The 15244-nt window shown below is 57.6% G+C and carries 15 protein-coding genes; 12 read left to right on the forward strand and 3 right to left on the reverse strand.

Annotated features, from left to right (window positions below; genetic code table 11):
- The first annotated feature begins 64 nt into the window (after positions 1-64).
- From ugpB to ugpQ, 5 genes are all read left to right on the forward strand, one after another.
- Positions 65-1381, forward strand: a complete 1317-nt coding sequence (gene ugpB, locus SK51_RS05665) for a sn-glycerol-3-phosphate ABC transporter substrate-binding protein UgpB (protein WP_022649659.1) — start codon at positions 65-67, stop codon at positions 1379-1381.
- A gap of 129 nt (positions 1382-1510) precedes the next feature.
- Complete coding sequence (gene ugpA, locus SK51_RS05670) at positions 1511-2398, forward strand: sn-glycerol-3-phosphate ABC transporter permease UgpA (protein ID WP_003861551.1); 888 nt, start codon at positions 1511-1513, stop codon at positions 2396-2398.
- Positions 2395-3240 carry a sn-glycerol-3-phosphate ABC transporter permease UgpE gene (ugpE, locus tag SK51_RS05675; RefSeq protein WP_023298800.1) on the forward strand — a complete coding sequence of 282 codons (846 nt, stop codon included), beginning with the start codon at positions 2395-2397 and terminating at the stop codon, positions 3238-3240. Before ugpA ends, ugpE begins: the two co-directional genes overlap by 4 nt.
- A gap of 1 nt (position 3241) precedes the next feature.
- The gene (locus SK51_RS05680; RefSeq protein ID WP_022649656.1) at positions 3242-4312 is read left to right on the forward strand and encodes a sn-glycerol-3-phosphate import ATP-binding protein UgpC; all 1071 of its coding nucleotides are present in this window, start codon (positions 3242-3244) and stop codon (positions 4310-4312) included.
- A complete protein-coding gene (gene ugpQ, locus SK51_RS05685) occupies positions 4309-5049 on the forward strand; it encodes a glycerophosphodiester phosphodiesterase (RefSeq protein WP_022649655.1) in 741 nt (246 codons plus the stop codon). Before SK51_RS05680 ends, ugpQ begins: the two co-directional genes overlap by 4 nt.
- On the opposite strand, the gene SK51_RS05690 is transcribed toward ugpQ, so the two are convergent.
- Positions 5039-5410, reverse strand: a complete 372-nt coding sequence (locus tag SK51_RS05690) for a DUF2756 family protein (RefSeq protein ID WP_023298798.1) — start codon at positions 5408-5410, stop codon at positions 5039-5041. The genes ugpQ and SK51_RS05690 overlap by 11 nt on opposite strands.
- A 122-nt stretch (positions 5411-5532) precedes the next feature.
- On the opposite strand from SK51_RS05690, the gene ggt reads away from it, so the two are divergent.
- Positions 5533-7278 carry a gamma-glutamyltransferase gene (gene ggt / locus SK51_RS05695; protein WP_075551271.1) on the forward strand — a complete coding sequence of 582 codons (1746 nt, stop codon included), beginning with the start codon at positions 5533-5535 and terminating at the stop codon, positions 7276-7278.
- Positions 7279-7378: 100 nt separating this feature from the next.
- Here the strand turns inward: ggt and yhhY are convergent, their stop codons facing one another.
- A complete protein-coding gene (yhhY, locus tag SK51_RS05700; protein ID WP_022649652.1) occupies positions 7379-7867 on the reverse strand; it encodes an N-acetyltransferase in 489 nt (162 codons plus the stop codon).
- A gap of 257 nt (positions 7868-8124) precedes the next feature.
- Here yhhY and SK51_RS05705 point away from each other — a divergent pair, with 257 nt between their 5' ends.
- The 5 genes from SK51_RS05705 (at position 8125) to gntU (ending at position 13066) form a co-directional block, all read left to right on the forward strand.
- Positions 8125-9162 (forward strand): oxidoreductase, encoded by a 1038-nt coding sequence (locus tag SK51_RS05705; RefSeq protein ID WP_023307126.1) that lies wholly within the window; start codon positions 8125-8127, stop codon positions 9160-9162.
- Positions 9163-9285: 123 nt separating this feature from the next.
- Positions 9286-9981 carry a pirin family protein gene (locus SK51_RS05710; protein WP_003861565.1) on the forward strand — a complete coding sequence of 232 codons (696 nt, stop codon included), beginning with the start codon at positions 9286-9288 and terminating at the stop codon, positions 9979-9981.
- Positions 9982-10072: 91 nt separating this feature from the next.
- Positions 10073-11068, forward strand: coding sequence for a gluconate operon transcriptional repressor GntR (gene gntR / locus SK51_RS05715; protein ID WP_003861567.1), 996 nt, complete (start codon positions 10073-10075; stop codon positions 11066-11068).
- Positions 11069-11194: 126 nt separating this feature from the next.
- Positions 11195-11722 (forward strand): gluconokinase, encoded by a 528-nt coding sequence (gntK, locus tag SK51_RS05720; protein WP_003861569.1) that lies wholly within the window; start codon positions 11195-11197, stop codon positions 11720-11722.
- Between the two features lie 3 nt (positions 11723-11725).
- Positions 11726-13066 (forward strand): gluconate transporter, encoded by a 1341-nt coding sequence (gene gntU, locus SK51_RS05725; protein WP_048206613.1) that lies wholly within the window; start codon positions 11726-11728, stop codon positions 13064-13066.
- A 105-nt stretch (positions 13067-13171) separates the two neighbouring features.
- Here the strand turns inward: gntU and yhgN are convergent, their stop codons facing one another.
- Positions 13172-13765, reverse strand: a complete 594-nt coding sequence (yhgN, locus tag SK51_RS05730) for an NAAT family transporter YhgN (RefSeq protein WP_003861574.1) — start codon at positions 13763-13765, stop codon at positions 13172-13174.
- A 178-nt stretch (positions 13766-13943) separates the two neighbouring features.
- On the opposite strand from yhgN, the gene asd reads away from it, so the two are divergent.
- Entirely contained in the window at positions 13944-15047 is a 1104-nt protein-coding gene (gene asd / locus SK51_RS05740) for an aspartate-semialdehyde dehydrogenase (RefSeq protein ID WP_048206614.1), read from the forward strand.
- The last annotated feature ends 197 nt before the right edge of the window (positions 15048-15244 follow it).

The following is a 15244-nucleotide window of genomic DNA, read 5'->3' on the forward strand; positions in this document are numbered from 1 at the left end:
TCATGTTACCTCGCGAGCACAAAACGCGTGATATCGCGCATCCGGCATAATAAGAGAGATGACAATGACATCGTTACGACACACAGCTTTGGGTCTGGCAATCGGTCTGGCTTTTGCGACGAACGCAATGGCTGTGACCACCATTCCGTTCTGGCATTCTATGGAAGGGGAGTTGGGTAAAGAGGTTGACTCCCTGGCGCAACGTTTCAACGACACCCACCCGGATTACAAAATTGTGCCGGTGTACAAAGGCAACTACGAGCAGAGCCTGAGCGCGGGCATCGCCGCCTTCCGTACCGGCAATGCGCCAGCCCTGTTACAGGTTTATGAAGTCGGCACCGCGACCATGATGGCCTCCAAAGCCATCAAGCCGGTCTATGAAGTGTTCAAAGACGCGGGCATCAACTTTGACGAATCCCAGTTTGTGCCGACCGTCTCCGGTTACTACACCGATTCCAAAACCGGCCACCTGCTGTCTCAGCCGTTTAACAGCTCCACGCCGGTGCTGTACTACAACAAAGATGCCTTCAAAAAAGCCGGTTTAGATCCGGAACAGCCGCCAAAAACCTGGCAGGATCTGGCGGAGTACACCGCGAAGCTGAAAGCGGCGGGGATGAAGTGCGGCTACGCCAGCGGCTGGCAGGGCTGGATCCAGATTGAAAACTTCAGCGCCTGGCACGGCCTGCCGGTTGCCACCAAAAACAACGGCTTCGATGGCACCGACGCGGTTCTGGAATTTAACAAGCCGGAGCAGGTGAAGCACATCGCGCTGCTGGCCGATCTGAACAAGAAGGGCGACTTCAGCTATTTCGGGCGCAAAGACGAATCCACCGAGAAGTTCTACAACGGTGACTGCGCCATTACTACCGCGTCTTCCGGTTCGCTGGCGGACATCCGTCACTACGCCAAATTCAACTACGGCGTGGGCATGATGCCGTACGACGCTGATGTAAAAGGCGCGCCGCAGAACGCCATCATCGGCGGGGCGAGCCTGTGGGTGATGCAGGGTAAAGACAACGGCACCTACAAAGGCGTGGCCGAGTTCCTCGACTTCCTGGCGAAGCCGGAAAACGCCGCCGAGTGGCACCAGAAGACCGGCTACCTGCCGATCACCAAAGCCGCGTACGACCTGACCCGGGAGCAGGGCTTCTACAGCAAGAACCCGGGCGCGGACATCGCGACGCGTCAGATGCTGAACAAGCCGCCGTTGCCGTTCACCAAAGGCCTGCGTCTGGGCAACATGCCGCAGATCCGCACCATCGTTGATGAAGAGCTGGAAAGCGTCTGGACCGGGAAGAAAACGCCTCAGCAGGCGCTGGATTCAGCGGTAGAGCGCGGCAACCAACTGTTACGCCGCTTTGAGCAGTCGACGAAGTCTTAATTAAAATCTTACCCCTCACCCTAACCCTCTCCCCATAGGGGAGAGGGGACTGCACGGAGCCGTCTTTTCTCCCTCGCCCCTATGGGGAGAGGGCCGGGGTGAGGGGCGAAAACCTACTTGAGCTAACCTATGTCATCATCCCGTCCGGTGTTCCGTTCCCGCTGGCTGCCGTACCTGCTGGTCGCGCCGCAGCTGGTCATCACCGTTATCTTTTTTATCTGGCCTGCGGGCGAAGCGCTGTGGTACTCGGTACAAAGCGTCGATCCGTTCGGGCTTTCCAGCCAGTTTGTCGGGCTGGACAACTTTACCGCGCTGTTCCATGACAGCTACTACCTGGACTCCTTCTGGACGACGATCAAATTCAGCGCGCTGGTCACCGTCAGCGGTCTTGTCGCGTCGCTGTTCTTCGCCGCGCTGGTGGATTACGTAGTGCGCGGCAGCCGTCTGTATCAGACCCTGATGCTGCTGCCTTACGCTGTGGCTCCCGCCGTGGCCGCCGTGCTGTGGATCTTCCTGTTTAACCCGGGGCGCGGGCTGATTACCCACTTCCTGGGCGAGTTTGGCTATGACTGGAACCACGCCCAGAACAGCGGTCAGGCCATGTTCCTGGTGGTGTTCGCCTCGGTGTGGAAGCAGATCAGCTATAACTTCCTGTTTTTCTTCGCCGCGCTACAGTCTATCCCGCGTTCGCTGGTGGAGGCCGCCGCGATTGACGGCGCAGGGCCAGTGCGCCGCTTCTTCCGGCTGTCGCTGCCGCTGATCGCCCCGGTGAGTTTCTTCCTGCTGGTGGTAAACCTGGTGTACGCCTTCTTCGACACCTTCCCGGTGATCGACGCCGCCACTGCGGGCGGTCCGGTACAGGCGACGACGACGCTGATCTACAAGATCTACCGCGAAGGCTTTGCCGGGCTTGATCTCTCTGCCTCTGCCGCCCAGTCCGTGGTGCTGATGTTCCTCGTCATCATCCTCACGGTGGTGCAGTTCCGCTATGTCGAAAGTAAGGTGCGCTACCAATGATTGAGAACCGTCGCGGGCTGACGATTTTCAGCCATACCCTGCTGATCCTGGGCATCCTCGTCATCCTGTTTCCACTGTACGTGGCCTTCGTCGCCGCCACGCTGGACACCAAAGCGGTGTTCGACACGCCGATGACGCTCGTCCCCGGCGGGCATCTTTTCGAGAACATGAAAACTATCTGGACCCAGGGCGTGGGGGCCAACAGCGCGCCGTTCTGGCTGATGATGCTCAACAGTTTCATCATGGCGTTCGGCATCACCGTCGGCAAAATCACGGTGTCGATGCTCTCGGCGTTTGCCATCGTCTGGTTCCGCTTTCCGCTGCGTAACCTGTTTTTCTGGATGATTTTCATCACCCTGATGCTGCCGGTAGAGGTGCGTATCTTCCCGACGGTGGAGGTGATCGCCAACCTGAAGATGCTCGACAGCTACGCGGGCTTAACCCTGCCGCTGATGGCCTCGGCGACCGCCACCTTCCTGTTCCGCCAGTTCTTTATGACCCTGCCGGATGAGCTGATTGAAGCCGCGCGTATTGACGGCGCCTCGCCGATGCGCTTCTTCCGCGACATCGTGCTGCCGCTGTCGAAAACCAACCTTGCGGCGCTGTTTGTGATCACCTTTATCTACGGCTGGAACCAGTACCTGTGGCCGCTGCTGATCGTTCAGGACGTCAACCTCGGCACCGCCGTGGCGGGCATCAAAGGCATGATCGCCACCGGCGAAGGCACCACCCTCTGGAACCAGGTAATGGCGGCGATGCTGCTCACCCTTATCCCCCCGGTCGTTATCGTTTTAGCCATGCAGCGTGCGTTTGTGCGTGGTTTAGTGGACAGTGAGAAATAAGATGGCAGGTTTAAAATTACAGGCAGTAACCAAAAGCTGGGACGGCAAAACCCAGGTCATTCAGCCGCTGACGCTCGACGTGGCGGACGGGGAATTTATCGTCATGGTCGGTCCGTCCGGCTGTGGGAAATCCACGCTGCTGCGCATGGTGGCGGGGCTGGAACGCGTGACGTCCGGGGATATCTGGATTGACCGCCAGCGCGTTACCGAGATGGAACCCAAAGATCGCGGCATCGCGATGGTGTTCCAGAACTACGCCCTCTATCCGCACATGAGCGTGGAAGAGAACATGGCCTGGGGGCTGAAAATTCGCGGCATGGGCAAAGGCCATATCGAGGAGCGCGTGAAAGAAGCCGCGCGCATTCTGGAGCTGGACGGCCTGCTCAAGCGTCGCCCGCGTGAGCTTTCCGGCGGCCAGCGTCAGCGCGTGGCGATGGGGCGCGCCATCGTGCGCGATCCGGCGGTCTTTCTGTTCGACGAACCGCTGTCAAACCTCGACGCCAAGCTGCGCGTGCAGATGCGCCTTGAGCTACAGCAGCTGCATCGCCGCCTGAAAACCACGTCCCTCTACGTGACCCACGATCAGGTAGAGGCCATGACTCTCGCCCAGCGCGTGATGGTGATGAACAAAGGCATCGCCGAGCAGATTGGCACCCCGGTGGAAGTCTACGAAAAACCGGCCAGCCGTTTTGTGGCGAGTTTTATCGGCAGCCCGGCGATGAACCTGCTGGACGGGCGGATCAATGCTGCAGGAACCCATTTTGAGCTGGAAAGCGGGATGGCGTTGCCGATCAACTGGTACTATCGTGGCTACGCCGGGCGTAAGATGACGCTCGGTATCCGCCCGGAGCATATTGGTTTGACGTCTCAGGCGGACGGCGGCGTGCCGCTGGTGATGGACACGCTGGAGATGCTGGGCGCAGACAACCTGGCGCACGGACGCTGGGGCGAACAAAAGCTGGTGGTGCGCCTGCCGCATCAGGAGCGCCCGAAGGCAGGCAGCACGCTGTGGCTGCATATGCCGGAAAATCACCTGCACTTATTTGACGGTGAAACAGGACAACGAGTATGAGCAACTGGCCTTACCCCCACATTGTCGCCCACCGTGGCGGCGGTAAACTGGCGCCGGAAAACACCCTGGCGGCAATTGACGCTGGCGCGCGCTACGGCCACACGATGATCGAGTTCGATGCCAAGCTGTCGAAGGACGGCGAAATTTTCCTGCTGCATGACGACAACCTTGAACGCACCAGCAACGGCTGGGGCGTGGCGGGCGAACTGCCGTGGCGCGATCTGCTGAAGGTGGACGCCGGAAGCTGGTTCAGCGGGGAATTCAAAGGCGAGCCATTGCCGCTGCTGGCGGAAGTGGCGGACCGCTGCCGCCAGCACGGCATGATGGCCAACATCGAAATCAAACCGACCACCGGCACCGGGCCGCTGACGGGCAAAGTCATCGCGCTGGCCGCGCGTGAGCTGTGGGAAGGGATGACGGTACCGCTGCTGTCGTCGTTTGACATCGACGCGCTGGAAGCGGCACAGGCGGCCGTACCAGAGCTGCCGCGCGGGCTGCTGCTGGATGAGTGGCGAGAAGACTGGCGCGCGCTGACTGCCCGCTTAGGTTGCGTGTCGATCCACCTCAACCATAAGCTGCTGGATGAAGCGCGCGTGATGCTGTTGAAAGAGGCCGGTCTGCATATCCTGGTCTACACCGTCAACAAACCCCAGCGTGCAGCCGAGCTGCTGCGCTGGGGCGTGGACAGCATCTGTACCGATGCGATTGACCAGATCGGGCCGAACTTTATTTATTAAGCATACTGCCGTTCTGCTGGGTCGGCAGCATATGCTGCTGACCGCTGCTTTGCGACACCCCGCCCCCTAACATCCCACCGTTTGAGTTTGACAGCGGCTGCTCGCGCATCTGGCCCTGCTGCACGCGCTGGGTATTAGCGTTCATCTGGTTTTGCAGGTGCTGCTGCTGCACCTGGGTCTGCGTCTTTAACTGCTGATTAAGCATCCCTTTCTGCTGCTGTTGCTGGCTCATCATCTCCGTCTGCATACGCTGCTGGCTCGGAATGACATAGCCCTGCTGGTTTGGGTTGTTCAGCGTGTTTATCGGCTGTGCGAGCGCGGCGAACGGAAGCAGCGCGATCAGGATCGGTAATCGTTTCATGGTTATCTCCTCCTTTGAGGCTTCTCTTAAGTTTATCCTGATTCCGACATAACGATGATTTTTTAAGAGTTGTGAACCAGGCTTAAGCGGGGAATATAGGCCCCTTCACCTGGAGAACAATAATGATGAAACCAACCTTTTTGCGCTGGGTCGCCATCGCTGCGCTGATGGCAGGCGGCACATTTACCGTGGCGGCCAACCCGCCCGCCGCTCCTCCGGTCTCTTACGGCGTGGAGGAAGATGTTTTTCATCCCGTGCGGGCGACGCACGGCATGGTGGCCTCGGTTGACGCGCTGGCAACTCAGGTGGGCGTCGATATTCTTAAACAGGGCGGTAACGCGGTGGATGCGGCGGTCGCGGTCGGGTACGCGCTGGCGGTGACGCATCCACAGGCGGGGAACCTGGGCGGCGGCGGGTTTATGATGCTGCGCACGAAAGACGGTAAAACTACGGCCATCGACTTTCGTGAGATGGCACCGAATCAGGCCTCCCGCGATATGTTCCTCGACGATCAGGGCAATCCGGACAATAAAAAATCCCTGACCTCGCACCTTGCCTCCGGCACGCCGGGCACCGTTGCGGGGTTCTCGCTGGCGCTGGAAAAATACGGCACGCTGCCGCTGAATAAAGTGGTACAGCCTGCCATCAGGCTGGCGCGCGACGGCTTCGTCGTCAACGACGCGCTGGCGGACGACCTCAAAACCTACGGCAGCGAAGTTATTCCCAATCATGAAAACAGCAAGGCTATCTTCTGGAAAGACGGCGAGCCGCTGAAGAAGGGCGATAAGCTGGTGCAGAGGAACCTCGCAAAAAGTCTCGAACTGATTGCCGAAAACGGTCCGGACGCCTTCTATAAGGGGCCGATTGCCGATCAAATTGCCGACGAGATGCAGAAGAACGGCGGGCTGATCACCAAAGCGGATCTGGCGGAATATAAGGCGGTGGAGCGCGAGCCGATCAGCGGCATCTATCGCGGCTACGAGGTCTTCTCCATGCCGCCGCCGTCCTCCGGGGGCATTCACATCGTGCAGATCCTCAATATTCTGGAAAACTTCGATATGCACAAGTTCGGCTTCGGTAGCGCCGATGCCATGCAGGTGATGGCGGAGGCGGAGAAGCGCGCCTACGCTGACCGCTCGGAATACCTTGGCGATCCGGACTTCGTGAAGGTGCCGTGGCAGGCGCTGACCAACAAAGCCTATGCCAAATCGATTGCCGACGAGATCGACATCAACAAGGCGAAGCCGTCGAGCGAGATCCGCCCCGGCAAGCTGGCGCCGTATGAAAGTAACCAGACCACCCATTTCTCGGTGGTGGATAAAGACGGTAACGCGGTGGCGGTGACCTACACGCTTAACACCACTTTCGGCACCGGGATTGTGGCGGGCAACAGCGGCATTTTGCTGAACAACGAGATGGATGACTTCTCTGCCAAACCGGGCGTGCCGAACGTCTACGGCCTGGTCGGCGGCGATGCAAATGCGGTCGGGCCGAAGAAGCGCCCGCTGTCGTCCATGTCGCCCACCATCGTGGTGAAAGACGGCAAAACCTGGCTGGTGACCGGCAGCCCGGGCGGGAGCCGGATTATCACCACCGTGCTGCAAATGGTGGTGAACAGCATCGACTTTGGGATGAACGTCGCCGAAGCGACCAATGCGCCGCGTTTCCATCACCAGTGGCTGCCGGACGAGTTGCGCGTGGAGAAGGGCTTTAGCCCGGATACCCTCAAGCTGCTTGAGCAGCGCGGGCAGAAGGTGGCGGTGAAGGAGGCGATGGGCAGCACCCAGAGCATTATGGTCGGGCCGGACGGTGCCCTGTTTGGCGCGTCGGACCCACGGTCGGTGGATGATTTAACGGCGGGGTATTGAGGGCTCCCCTCACCCTAACCCTCTCCCCATAGGGGAGAGGGGATTGCACGGTGCGGTCTTTTCTCCCTCGCCCCTTCGGAGAGAGGGTCGGGGTGAGGGGTTACTTCATACGCGCCATATAATACGCATCCACGTACTCGCCGTTGCGCAGGGCGTAGCGCCTGCCGGTGCCTTCAATCTCAAACCCGTGCTTTTTGTACACCGCGATTGCCGGTTCGTTATCGACAAACACCGTTAACTCGATGCGGTCGACGCGCAGCCAGTTATCGCACATATCAATCATGGTGCGTATCAGCGCGCTGGCGACGCCCCGGTTTTGCCACTGCGCACCCACACAAATTCCAAAATCGGCAACGTGGCTGCGGCGCGGACGCTGGGCTACGGCAATGCACAGATGCCCGGCGACGGTATCATCAATACAGGCGACAAGCTGCTTGATACCGGGCTGATCGGTTAGCCGGTCATGCCACATCTGCTCTGAGGGATGAGGAACCTGTAGCGTGTTGTGGTACACCTCCGGCTGGGCGTGGATCTGACGAATGGCGTCGTAATCTTTCGGTTCAGCGTGGCGTATCACTATCTCACTCATTCCTTGTTCCTCAGTCAGTTAAAAGTCCCTTCCAACATCAGTGACTTTAAAAGTTGAGTCAATCGCTATTTTTTGCAAAAAGTGTTGGACAAGTGCGAATGAGAATGATTATTATTGCTCTGCATTCAGGAAGACCTCCTACGGGAACCTGAAAGCACGACATTGCTCACATTGCTTCCAGTATTACTTTAGCCAGCTTCTCGCTGGCTTTTTTTTTGTTATGGTTAGACTCAGTAACCTTCCAAAAGGACTGAGCCATGACACTACATTGTGCATTTATTGGATTTGGCAAAAGCACCACGCGTTACCACCTTCCGTATGTTCTTAACCGAAAAGAGACCTGGCACGTGGCCCATATCTATCGCCGCCGCGCGAAGCCAGAAGAGCAGTCTCCGCAGTATTCCCATATTCATTTCACCAGCGATCTTGATGAAGTGTTAAATGATCCGCAGGTGAAGCTGGTGGTGGTCTGTACCCACGCCGACAGCCACTTTGACTACGCAAAACGCGCGCTGGAAGCGGGTAAAAACGTGCTGGTGGAAAAACCGTTCACCCCGACCATCGTCGAAGCGAAGGAACTCTTTGCGCTGGCAAAAAGCAAAGGCCTGACCGTCACGCCCTACCAGAACCGTCGCTTTGACAGCTGCTTCCTGACGGCGAAAAAGGCGATCGAAAGCGGCAAGCTCGGCGAGATCGTGGAGATCGAAAGCCACTTCGATTACTACCGCCCTGTGGCAGAAACCAAACCCGGCCTGCCGCAGGACGGTTCGTTCTACGGTCTGGGCGTACACACCATGGACCAGATCATCTCCCTGTTTGGCCGCCCGGACCACGTGGCGTACGACATCCGCAGCCTGCGCAATAAGGCCAATCCGGACGATACCTTCGAAGCACAGCTGTTCTACGGCGATCTCAAAGCCATCGTCAAAACCAGTCATCTGGTGAAAATCGACTACCCGAAATTTATCGTTCACGGCAAGAAAGGCTCCTTTATCAAGTACGGCATCGACCAGCAGGAGACCAGCCTGAAGGCCAACATCATGCCGGGCGAACCGGGCTTTGCGGCAGATGATTCCGTGGGCGTGCTGGAGTACGTGAACGACGAGGGCCTGACGGTCAGGGAAGAGCTGAAGCCGGAAACGGGCGATTATGGACGCGTCTACGATGCGCTGTATGAAACCCTCTCCAGCGGCACGCCGAATTACGTCAAGGAATCTGACGTTCTGACGAACCTGGAAATCCTTGAACGGGCCTTCGAACAGGCTTCCCCTGCCACGGTAACCCTCGCCAGATAAGCAAAAATGGCTCCTTTGTGCTTGTTCTAAATTTTTGAACAGAGGAGTCAATTTTCACCCTCTATGATCCCTGAGCGTTTGCGTCCACACTTACTCCATCGAAACGAACTGAGGGTGAAAACAATGATCTACTTACGCAAAGCAAACGAACGTGGTCACGCGAATCATGGCTGGCTGGACTCATGGCATTCATTCTCGTTTGCCGACTACTACGACCCGAACTTCATGGGCTTCTCCGCGCTGCGCGTCATTAACGACGACGTGATTGATGCAGGCCAGGGCTTCGGTACCCACCCGCACAAGGACATGGAAATCCTGACCTATGTGCTGGAAGGGGCGGTTGAGCACCAGGACAGCATGGGCAATAAAGAGCAGGTTCCGGCGGGCGAGTTCCAGATTATGAGCGCGGGGACCGGGGTGCGTCACTCTGAGTACAACCCGAGCAAAACGGAAAAACTGCACCTGTATCAAATCTGGATCATTCCAGAAGAGACCGGCATCACGCCACGCTACGAACAGCGCCGCTTCGATGCGAAACAGGGTAAACAGCTGGTGCTCTCCCCGGATGCGCGTGAAGGTTCCCTGAAAGTGCATCAGGATATGGAGCTGTACCGCTGGGCGCTGGCGAAAGATGAACAGTCTGTGCACCAGATCGCCGCCAACCGCCGCGTGTGGATCCAGGTGGTGAAAGGCGAGGTGTCCATCAACGGCACCAAAGCCACCACCGCCGATGGCCTGGCAGTCTGGGATGAGCAGGCGCTCTCCGTGCATGCCGACAGCGAAAGTGAAATTCTGCTGTTTGATCTGCCGCCGGTCTAAATAATTTCTCAACCTTCCCTTTAAACGGGGAAGGTTGAGCTTTGTCCGTGATAAACTGAGCAAATCTCTCACTTCAAGATTTCTCAGGACGATGAAAAAGAAACGCCCCGTACTTCAGGATGTCGCCGATCGCGTCGGTGTGACCAAAATGACGGTCAGCCGTTTTTTACGTAACCCGGAGCAGGTTTCCGTGGCGTTGCGTGGCAAGATTGCCGCCGCCCTTGATGAACTGGGTTATATCCCCAACCGCGCGCCCGATATTCTCTCCAATGCGACCAGCCGTGCGGTGGGCGTCCTGCTTCCTTCCTTAACCAACCAGGTTTTCGCTGAAGTGCTGCGTGGCATCGAAAGCGTGACCGATGCCTTTGGTTATCAGACCATGCTCGCCCACTATGGGTACAAGCCGGAACTGGAAGAGGAACGTCTTGAATCGATGCTTTCCTGGAACATTGACGGCCTGATTTTAACGGAACGTACTCACACCCCGCGCACGCTGAAAATGATTGAAGTGGCAGGCATTCCGGTGGTGGAGCTGATGGACAGCCAGTCGCCGTGCCTCGACATCGCCGTGGGGTTCGATAACTTTGAAGCGGCGCGTCAGATGACGGCGGCGATCATCGCCCGCGGTCATCGCCATGTGGCCTATCTGGGTGCGCGTCTGGATGAACGTACTATCATCAAACAGAAGGGATACGAGCAGGCGATGCTCGACGCCGGTTTAACCCCGTACAGCGTGATGGTGGAGCAATCTTCCTCTTATACGTCGGGTATTGAGCTGATGCGTCAGGCGCGACGCGAGTATCCGCAACTGGACGGTATTTTCTGTACCAACGATGACCTTGCGGTCGGCGCCGCGTTTGAGTGTCAGCGCCTGGGTTTAAAAATCCCGGATGATATGGCGATTGCCGGCTTCCACGGCCACGATATTGGCCAGGTGATGGAGCCGCGTCTGGCAAGCGTCCTGACCCCGCGTGAACGCATGGGCCGCATTGGTGCAGAACGCCTGCTGGCGCGCATTCGTGGTGAGGCAGTTACCCCTAAAATGTTAGATTTAGGTTTCACCTTGTCACCGGGTGGATCTATTTAATCCGACAAATTTGAAGTAGCTCACACTTATTCACTTCGCGCACGTTTGGATATTGCTTCTCTTATGCCCCGGCAGGACAATGTTACCGATAACTGTTACCCGTAACAATTGACTGAGGGACACCCTTTGAGCACGACTAATCACGATCACCACGTTTACGTCCTGATGGGCGTGTCCGGTAGCGGTAAATCTGCCGTGGCGAGCGAAGTGGCGCATCAACTCCAGGCTGCGTTTCTTGATGGTGACTTCCTCCATCCGCGCAGCAACATCATGAAAATGGCTTCCGGCGAGCCGCTGAATGACGACGACCGCAAACCCTGGTTGCAGGCGCTGAATGATGCCGCGTTCGCGATGCAGCGCACCAATAAAGTCTCCCTGATAGTCTGTTCCGCGCTGAAAAAAACCTATCGCGACCTGCTGCGCGATGGCAACCCGAACCTCTCTTTCATCTACCTGAAAGGCGATTTCGGGGTAATTGAAAGCCGCCTGAAGGCGCGTAAAGGCCACTTCTTCAAAACCCAGATGCTGGTAACGCAGTTCGAAGCGTTGCAGGAGCCGGGGGCTGACGAACAGGATGTCTTAGTGGTTGATATCGATCAGCCGCTGGAAGGTGTTGTTGCCAGCACCATCGAGGTTATTAATAAAAGGCAGTAAGTTTTGAGTACATTAACGCTAGTTTTGACAGCAGTGGGTTCCGTATTGCTGCTGCTGTTTTTAGTGATGAAGGCACGTATGCACGCCTTCGTTGCTTTGATGGTGGTTTCTATTGGTGCCGGTCTCTTTTCCGGAATGCCGCTCGACAAAATTGCGGCGACGATGGAAAAAGGGATGGGCGGCACGCTCGGCTTCCTGGCCATCGTAGTCGCGCTCGGCGCGATGTTTGGCAAGATTTTGCACGAGACGGGCGCGGTCGATCAGATTGCCGTCAAGATGCTGAAATCCTTCGGACACAGCCGTGCGCACTACGCGATTGGTCTGGCTGGTCTGATTTGCGCGCTGCCGCTGTTCTTTGAAGTGGCGGTGGTGCTGCTGATTAGCGTGGCGTTCTCCATGGCACGCCATACCGGTACCAACCTCGTGAAGCTGGTCATTCCGCTGTTTGCGGGCGTGGCGGCGGCGGCGGCGTTTCTGCTGCCGGGGCCTGCGCCGATGCTGCTGGCTTCCCAGATGCATGCTGACTTTGGCTGGATGATCCTGATTGGCCTGTGTGCGGCGATCCCGGGGATGATTATCGCCGGTCCGCTGTGGGGCAACTTCATTAGCCGTTACGTTGAGCTGCACATTCCGGATGACATCTCCGAGCCGCACCTGGGCGAGGGCAAAATGCCGTCCTTCGGCTTCAGTCTGTCTCTGATCCTGCTGCCGCTGGTGCTGGTGGGCCTGAAAACCATCGCTGCGCGTTTTGTGCCGGTGGGGTCAACCGCTTACGAATGGTTCGAATTTATTGGCCATCCGTTCACTGCGATCCTGGTGGCGTGTCTGGTCGCGATTTACGGGCTGGCGATGCGTCAGGGCATGCCAAAAGATCGCGTGATGGAGATATGCGGTGCCGCGCTACAACCGGCGGGTATTATTCTGCTGGTGATCGGGGCGGGCGGCGTGTTCAAGCAGGTGCTGGTGGATTCCGGTGTGGGTCCGGCGCTGGGCGAAGCGCTGACCGGAATGGGCCTGCCGATTGCGGTCACCTGCTTCGTGCTGGCCGCGGCGGTGCGTATCATTCAGGGCTCCGCGACCGTGGCGTGCTTAACCGCGGTGGGTCTGGTGATGCCGGTGATTGAACAGCTGAACTACTCGGGCGCGCAGATGGCGGCGCTCTCTATCTGTATCGCGGGCGGTTCGATTGTGGTATCTCACGTGAACGACGCAGGCTTCTGGCTGTTCGGTAAATTTACCGGCGCAACCGAAGCGCAAACCCTGAAAACCTGGACGCTGATGGAAGCTATCCTCGGCACGACGGGTGCGGTTGTCGGGATGATTGCGTTTACGCTGCTGAGCTAACGAGACCGTATTTTGTCGGGTGGCGGCTTCGCCTTACCCGACCTACAAAAAAATCAGGTCCCGTAGGCCGGGTAAGCGTAAGCGCCACCCGGCTTTTTTACATCTTCACCCTTTCATCCATGCCCGGATCCCATCCAGGAACATCTGCGTCGCCATCATCACCAGAATCAGCCCCATCAGGCGCTCAAGGGCGTTCACCCCTTTCTCGCCCAGCAGACGCAGGAACAGCGACGACTGCAACAGGATAATAAATGTCCCGCCCCAGGCGATCAGCAGGGCAATGACCAGATGGCTCATCTGATTCGGATACTGATGCGAAAGCAGCATCAGCGTTGCCAGAATCGTTGGCCCGGCGACCAGCGGAATCGCCAGCGGCACGATAAACGGTTCTTCACCCGCAGGCAGGCCGCTGCTGCTGCCTTCCGCGCTCGGGAAAATCATCTTTATGGCAATCAGGAACAAAATGATCCCGCCGGAAATGGAGACCGTTTCGGCACGTAAGTTCAGGAAAGCGAGGATTTTTTCACCGGCGAACAGGAAGATAAACATCACCAGCAGGGCGATGAGCAGCTCGCGGATCATGATCGCCCGACGGCGCTTCGGCTCGGTGTGCTTCAGCACCGACATGAAGATCGGCAGATTACCGAGCGGATCCATAATCAGGATCAATAAAACCGCTGCGGAAATGATTTCACTCATCTTAAATTATCCCTGATACTTATTGTGGTCATTGCGATGATTAGCACTTTTTCTGATTGCCGGGCAATCATCGATTAATTTCGCTTGCGACTTTGGCAGCATTTTGTAATGTGAAGCATATCCCAGTTCAATACTGGCTTGCACAATCAGCACACACCCCTTGCAGGAAAAAAATGCTATGAAAAACGTTGGTTTTATCGGCTGGCGCGGTATGGTCGGCTCTGTACTCATGCAACGCATGGTTGAAGAGCGCGATTTCGACGCCATCCGCCCGGTCTTCTTCTCCACTTCCCAGCTCGGCCAGGCTGCACCGTCCTTTGGTGGTACCACAGGCACGTTGCAGGATGCTTACGATCTGGAAGCGCTGAAGGCACTCGACATTATTGTGACCTGCCAGGGCGGCGATTATACCAACGAAATTTATCCGAAGCTGCGTGAAAGCGGCTGGCAGGGCTACTGGATTGACGCGGCCTCTTCGCTGCGTATGAAAGACGATGCCATCATCATTCTCGACCCGGTTAACCAGGATGTCATTACCGACGGCCTGAACAACGGCGTGAAAACGTTTGTTGGCGGTAACTGCACCGTCAGCCTGATGCTGATGTCCCTCGGCGGCCTGTTCGCACAGGATCTGGTGGAGTGGGTCTCCGTAGCGACCTACCAGGCGGCGTCCGGCGGCGGCGCGCGTCATATGCGCGAGCTGCTGACCCAGATGGGCCAGCTGCACCAGAGCGTCGCGACCGAGCTGGCAAACCCGGCGTCCGCGATCCTCGATATCGAGCGTAAAGTCACTCAGCTCACCCGCAGTGGCGAGTTGCCGGTGGATAACTTTGGCGTACCGCTGGCCGGCGGTCTGATCCCGTGGATCGACAAACAGCTGGATAACGGCCAGACCCGCGAAGAGTGGAAGGGCCAGGCTGAGACCAACAAAATCCTCGCCACCGCGAACACCATTCCGGTTGACGGTCTGTGCGTGCGTATCGGCGCGCTGCGCTGCCACAGCCAGGCTTTCACCATTAAACTGAAAAAAGATGTGTCTATTCCGACCGTGGAAGAGCTGCTGGCTGCGCACAACCCGTGGGCGAAAGTGGTGCCAAACGATCGCGATATCACCATGCGCGAACTGACCCCGGCAGCCGTTACCGGCACGCTGACCACCCCGGTTGGCCGCCTGCGCAAGCTGAACATGGGACCGGAGTACCTCTCCGTGTTCACCGTTGGCGACCAGCTTCTGTGGGGTGCCGCCGAGCCGCTGCGCCGCATGCTGCGCCAGCTGGCGTAATAATTTGTTAAACACCGGGGGTGAATGTCACCCCCTTTTTTTGCGTACTACATGGAGTAAAACGCAGATGTCTTATTTTTTATCAGGAGGGCCCACGACGTTGGCTATGCTTTAAGGAAGATTTATTTCTCACCTGAGGGTAGGGCGGAGCAGAGAGGATTAACTGCACCGTTTAGGTCACATTAAAAGTCGTCCCG

The sequence above is a fragment of the Enterobacter sp. MGH85 genome (genome assembly GCF_001037655.1).
Lineage (GTDB): Bacteria > Pseudomonadota > Gammaproteobacteria > Enterobacterales > Enterobacteriaceae > Enterobacter > Enterobacter intestinihominis.

Coding starts and splice junctions, on each gene's coding strand:
- ugpB (WP_022649659.1), top strand. CDS start 65: ATGACATCGTTACGACACACAGCTTTGGGTCTGGCAATCGGTCTGGCT.
- ugpA (WP_003861551.1), top strand. CDS start 1,511: ATGTCATCATCCCGTCCGGTGTTCCGTTCCCGCTGGCTGCCGTACCTG.
- ugpE (WP_023298800.1), top strand. CDS start 2,395: ATGATTGAGAACCGTCGCGGGCTGACGATTTTCAGCCATACCCTGCTG.
- SK51_RS05680 (WP_022649656.1), top strand. CDS start 3,242: ATGGCAGGTTTAAAATTACAGGCAGTAACCAAAAGCTGGGACGGCAAA.
- ugpQ (WP_022649655.1), top strand. CDS start 4,309: ATGAGCAACTGGCCTTACCCCCACATTGTCGCCCACCGTGGCGGCGGT.
- SK51_RS05690 (WP_023298798.1), bottom strand. CDS start 5,410: ATGAAACGATTACCGATCCTGATCGCGCTGCTTCCGTTCGCCGCGCTC.
- ggt (WP_075551271.1), top strand. CDS start 5,533: ATGATGAAACCAACCTTTTTGCGCTGGGTCGCCATCGCTGCGCTGATG.
- yhhY (WP_022649652.1), bottom strand. CDS start 7,867: ATGAGTGAGATAGTGATACGCCACGCTGAACCGAAAGATTACGACGCC.
- SK51_RS05705 (WP_023307126.1), top strand. CDS start 8,125: ATGACACTACATTGTGCATTTATTGGATTTGGCAAAAGCACCACGCGT.
- SK51_RS05710 (WP_003861565.1), top strand. CDS start 9,286: ATGATCTACTTACGCAAAGCAAACGAACGTGGTCACGCGAATCATGGC.
- gntR (WP_003861567.1), top strand. CDS start 10,073: ATGAAAAAGAAACGCCCCGTACTTCAGGATGTCGCCGATCGCGTCGGT.
- yhgN (WP_003861574.1), bottom strand. CDS start 13,765: ATGAGTGAAATCATTTCCGCAGCGGTTTTATTGATCCTGATTATGGAT.
- asd (WP_048206614.1), top strand. CDS start 13,944: ATGAAAAACGTTGGTTTTATCGGCTGGCGCGGTATGGTCGGCTCTGTA.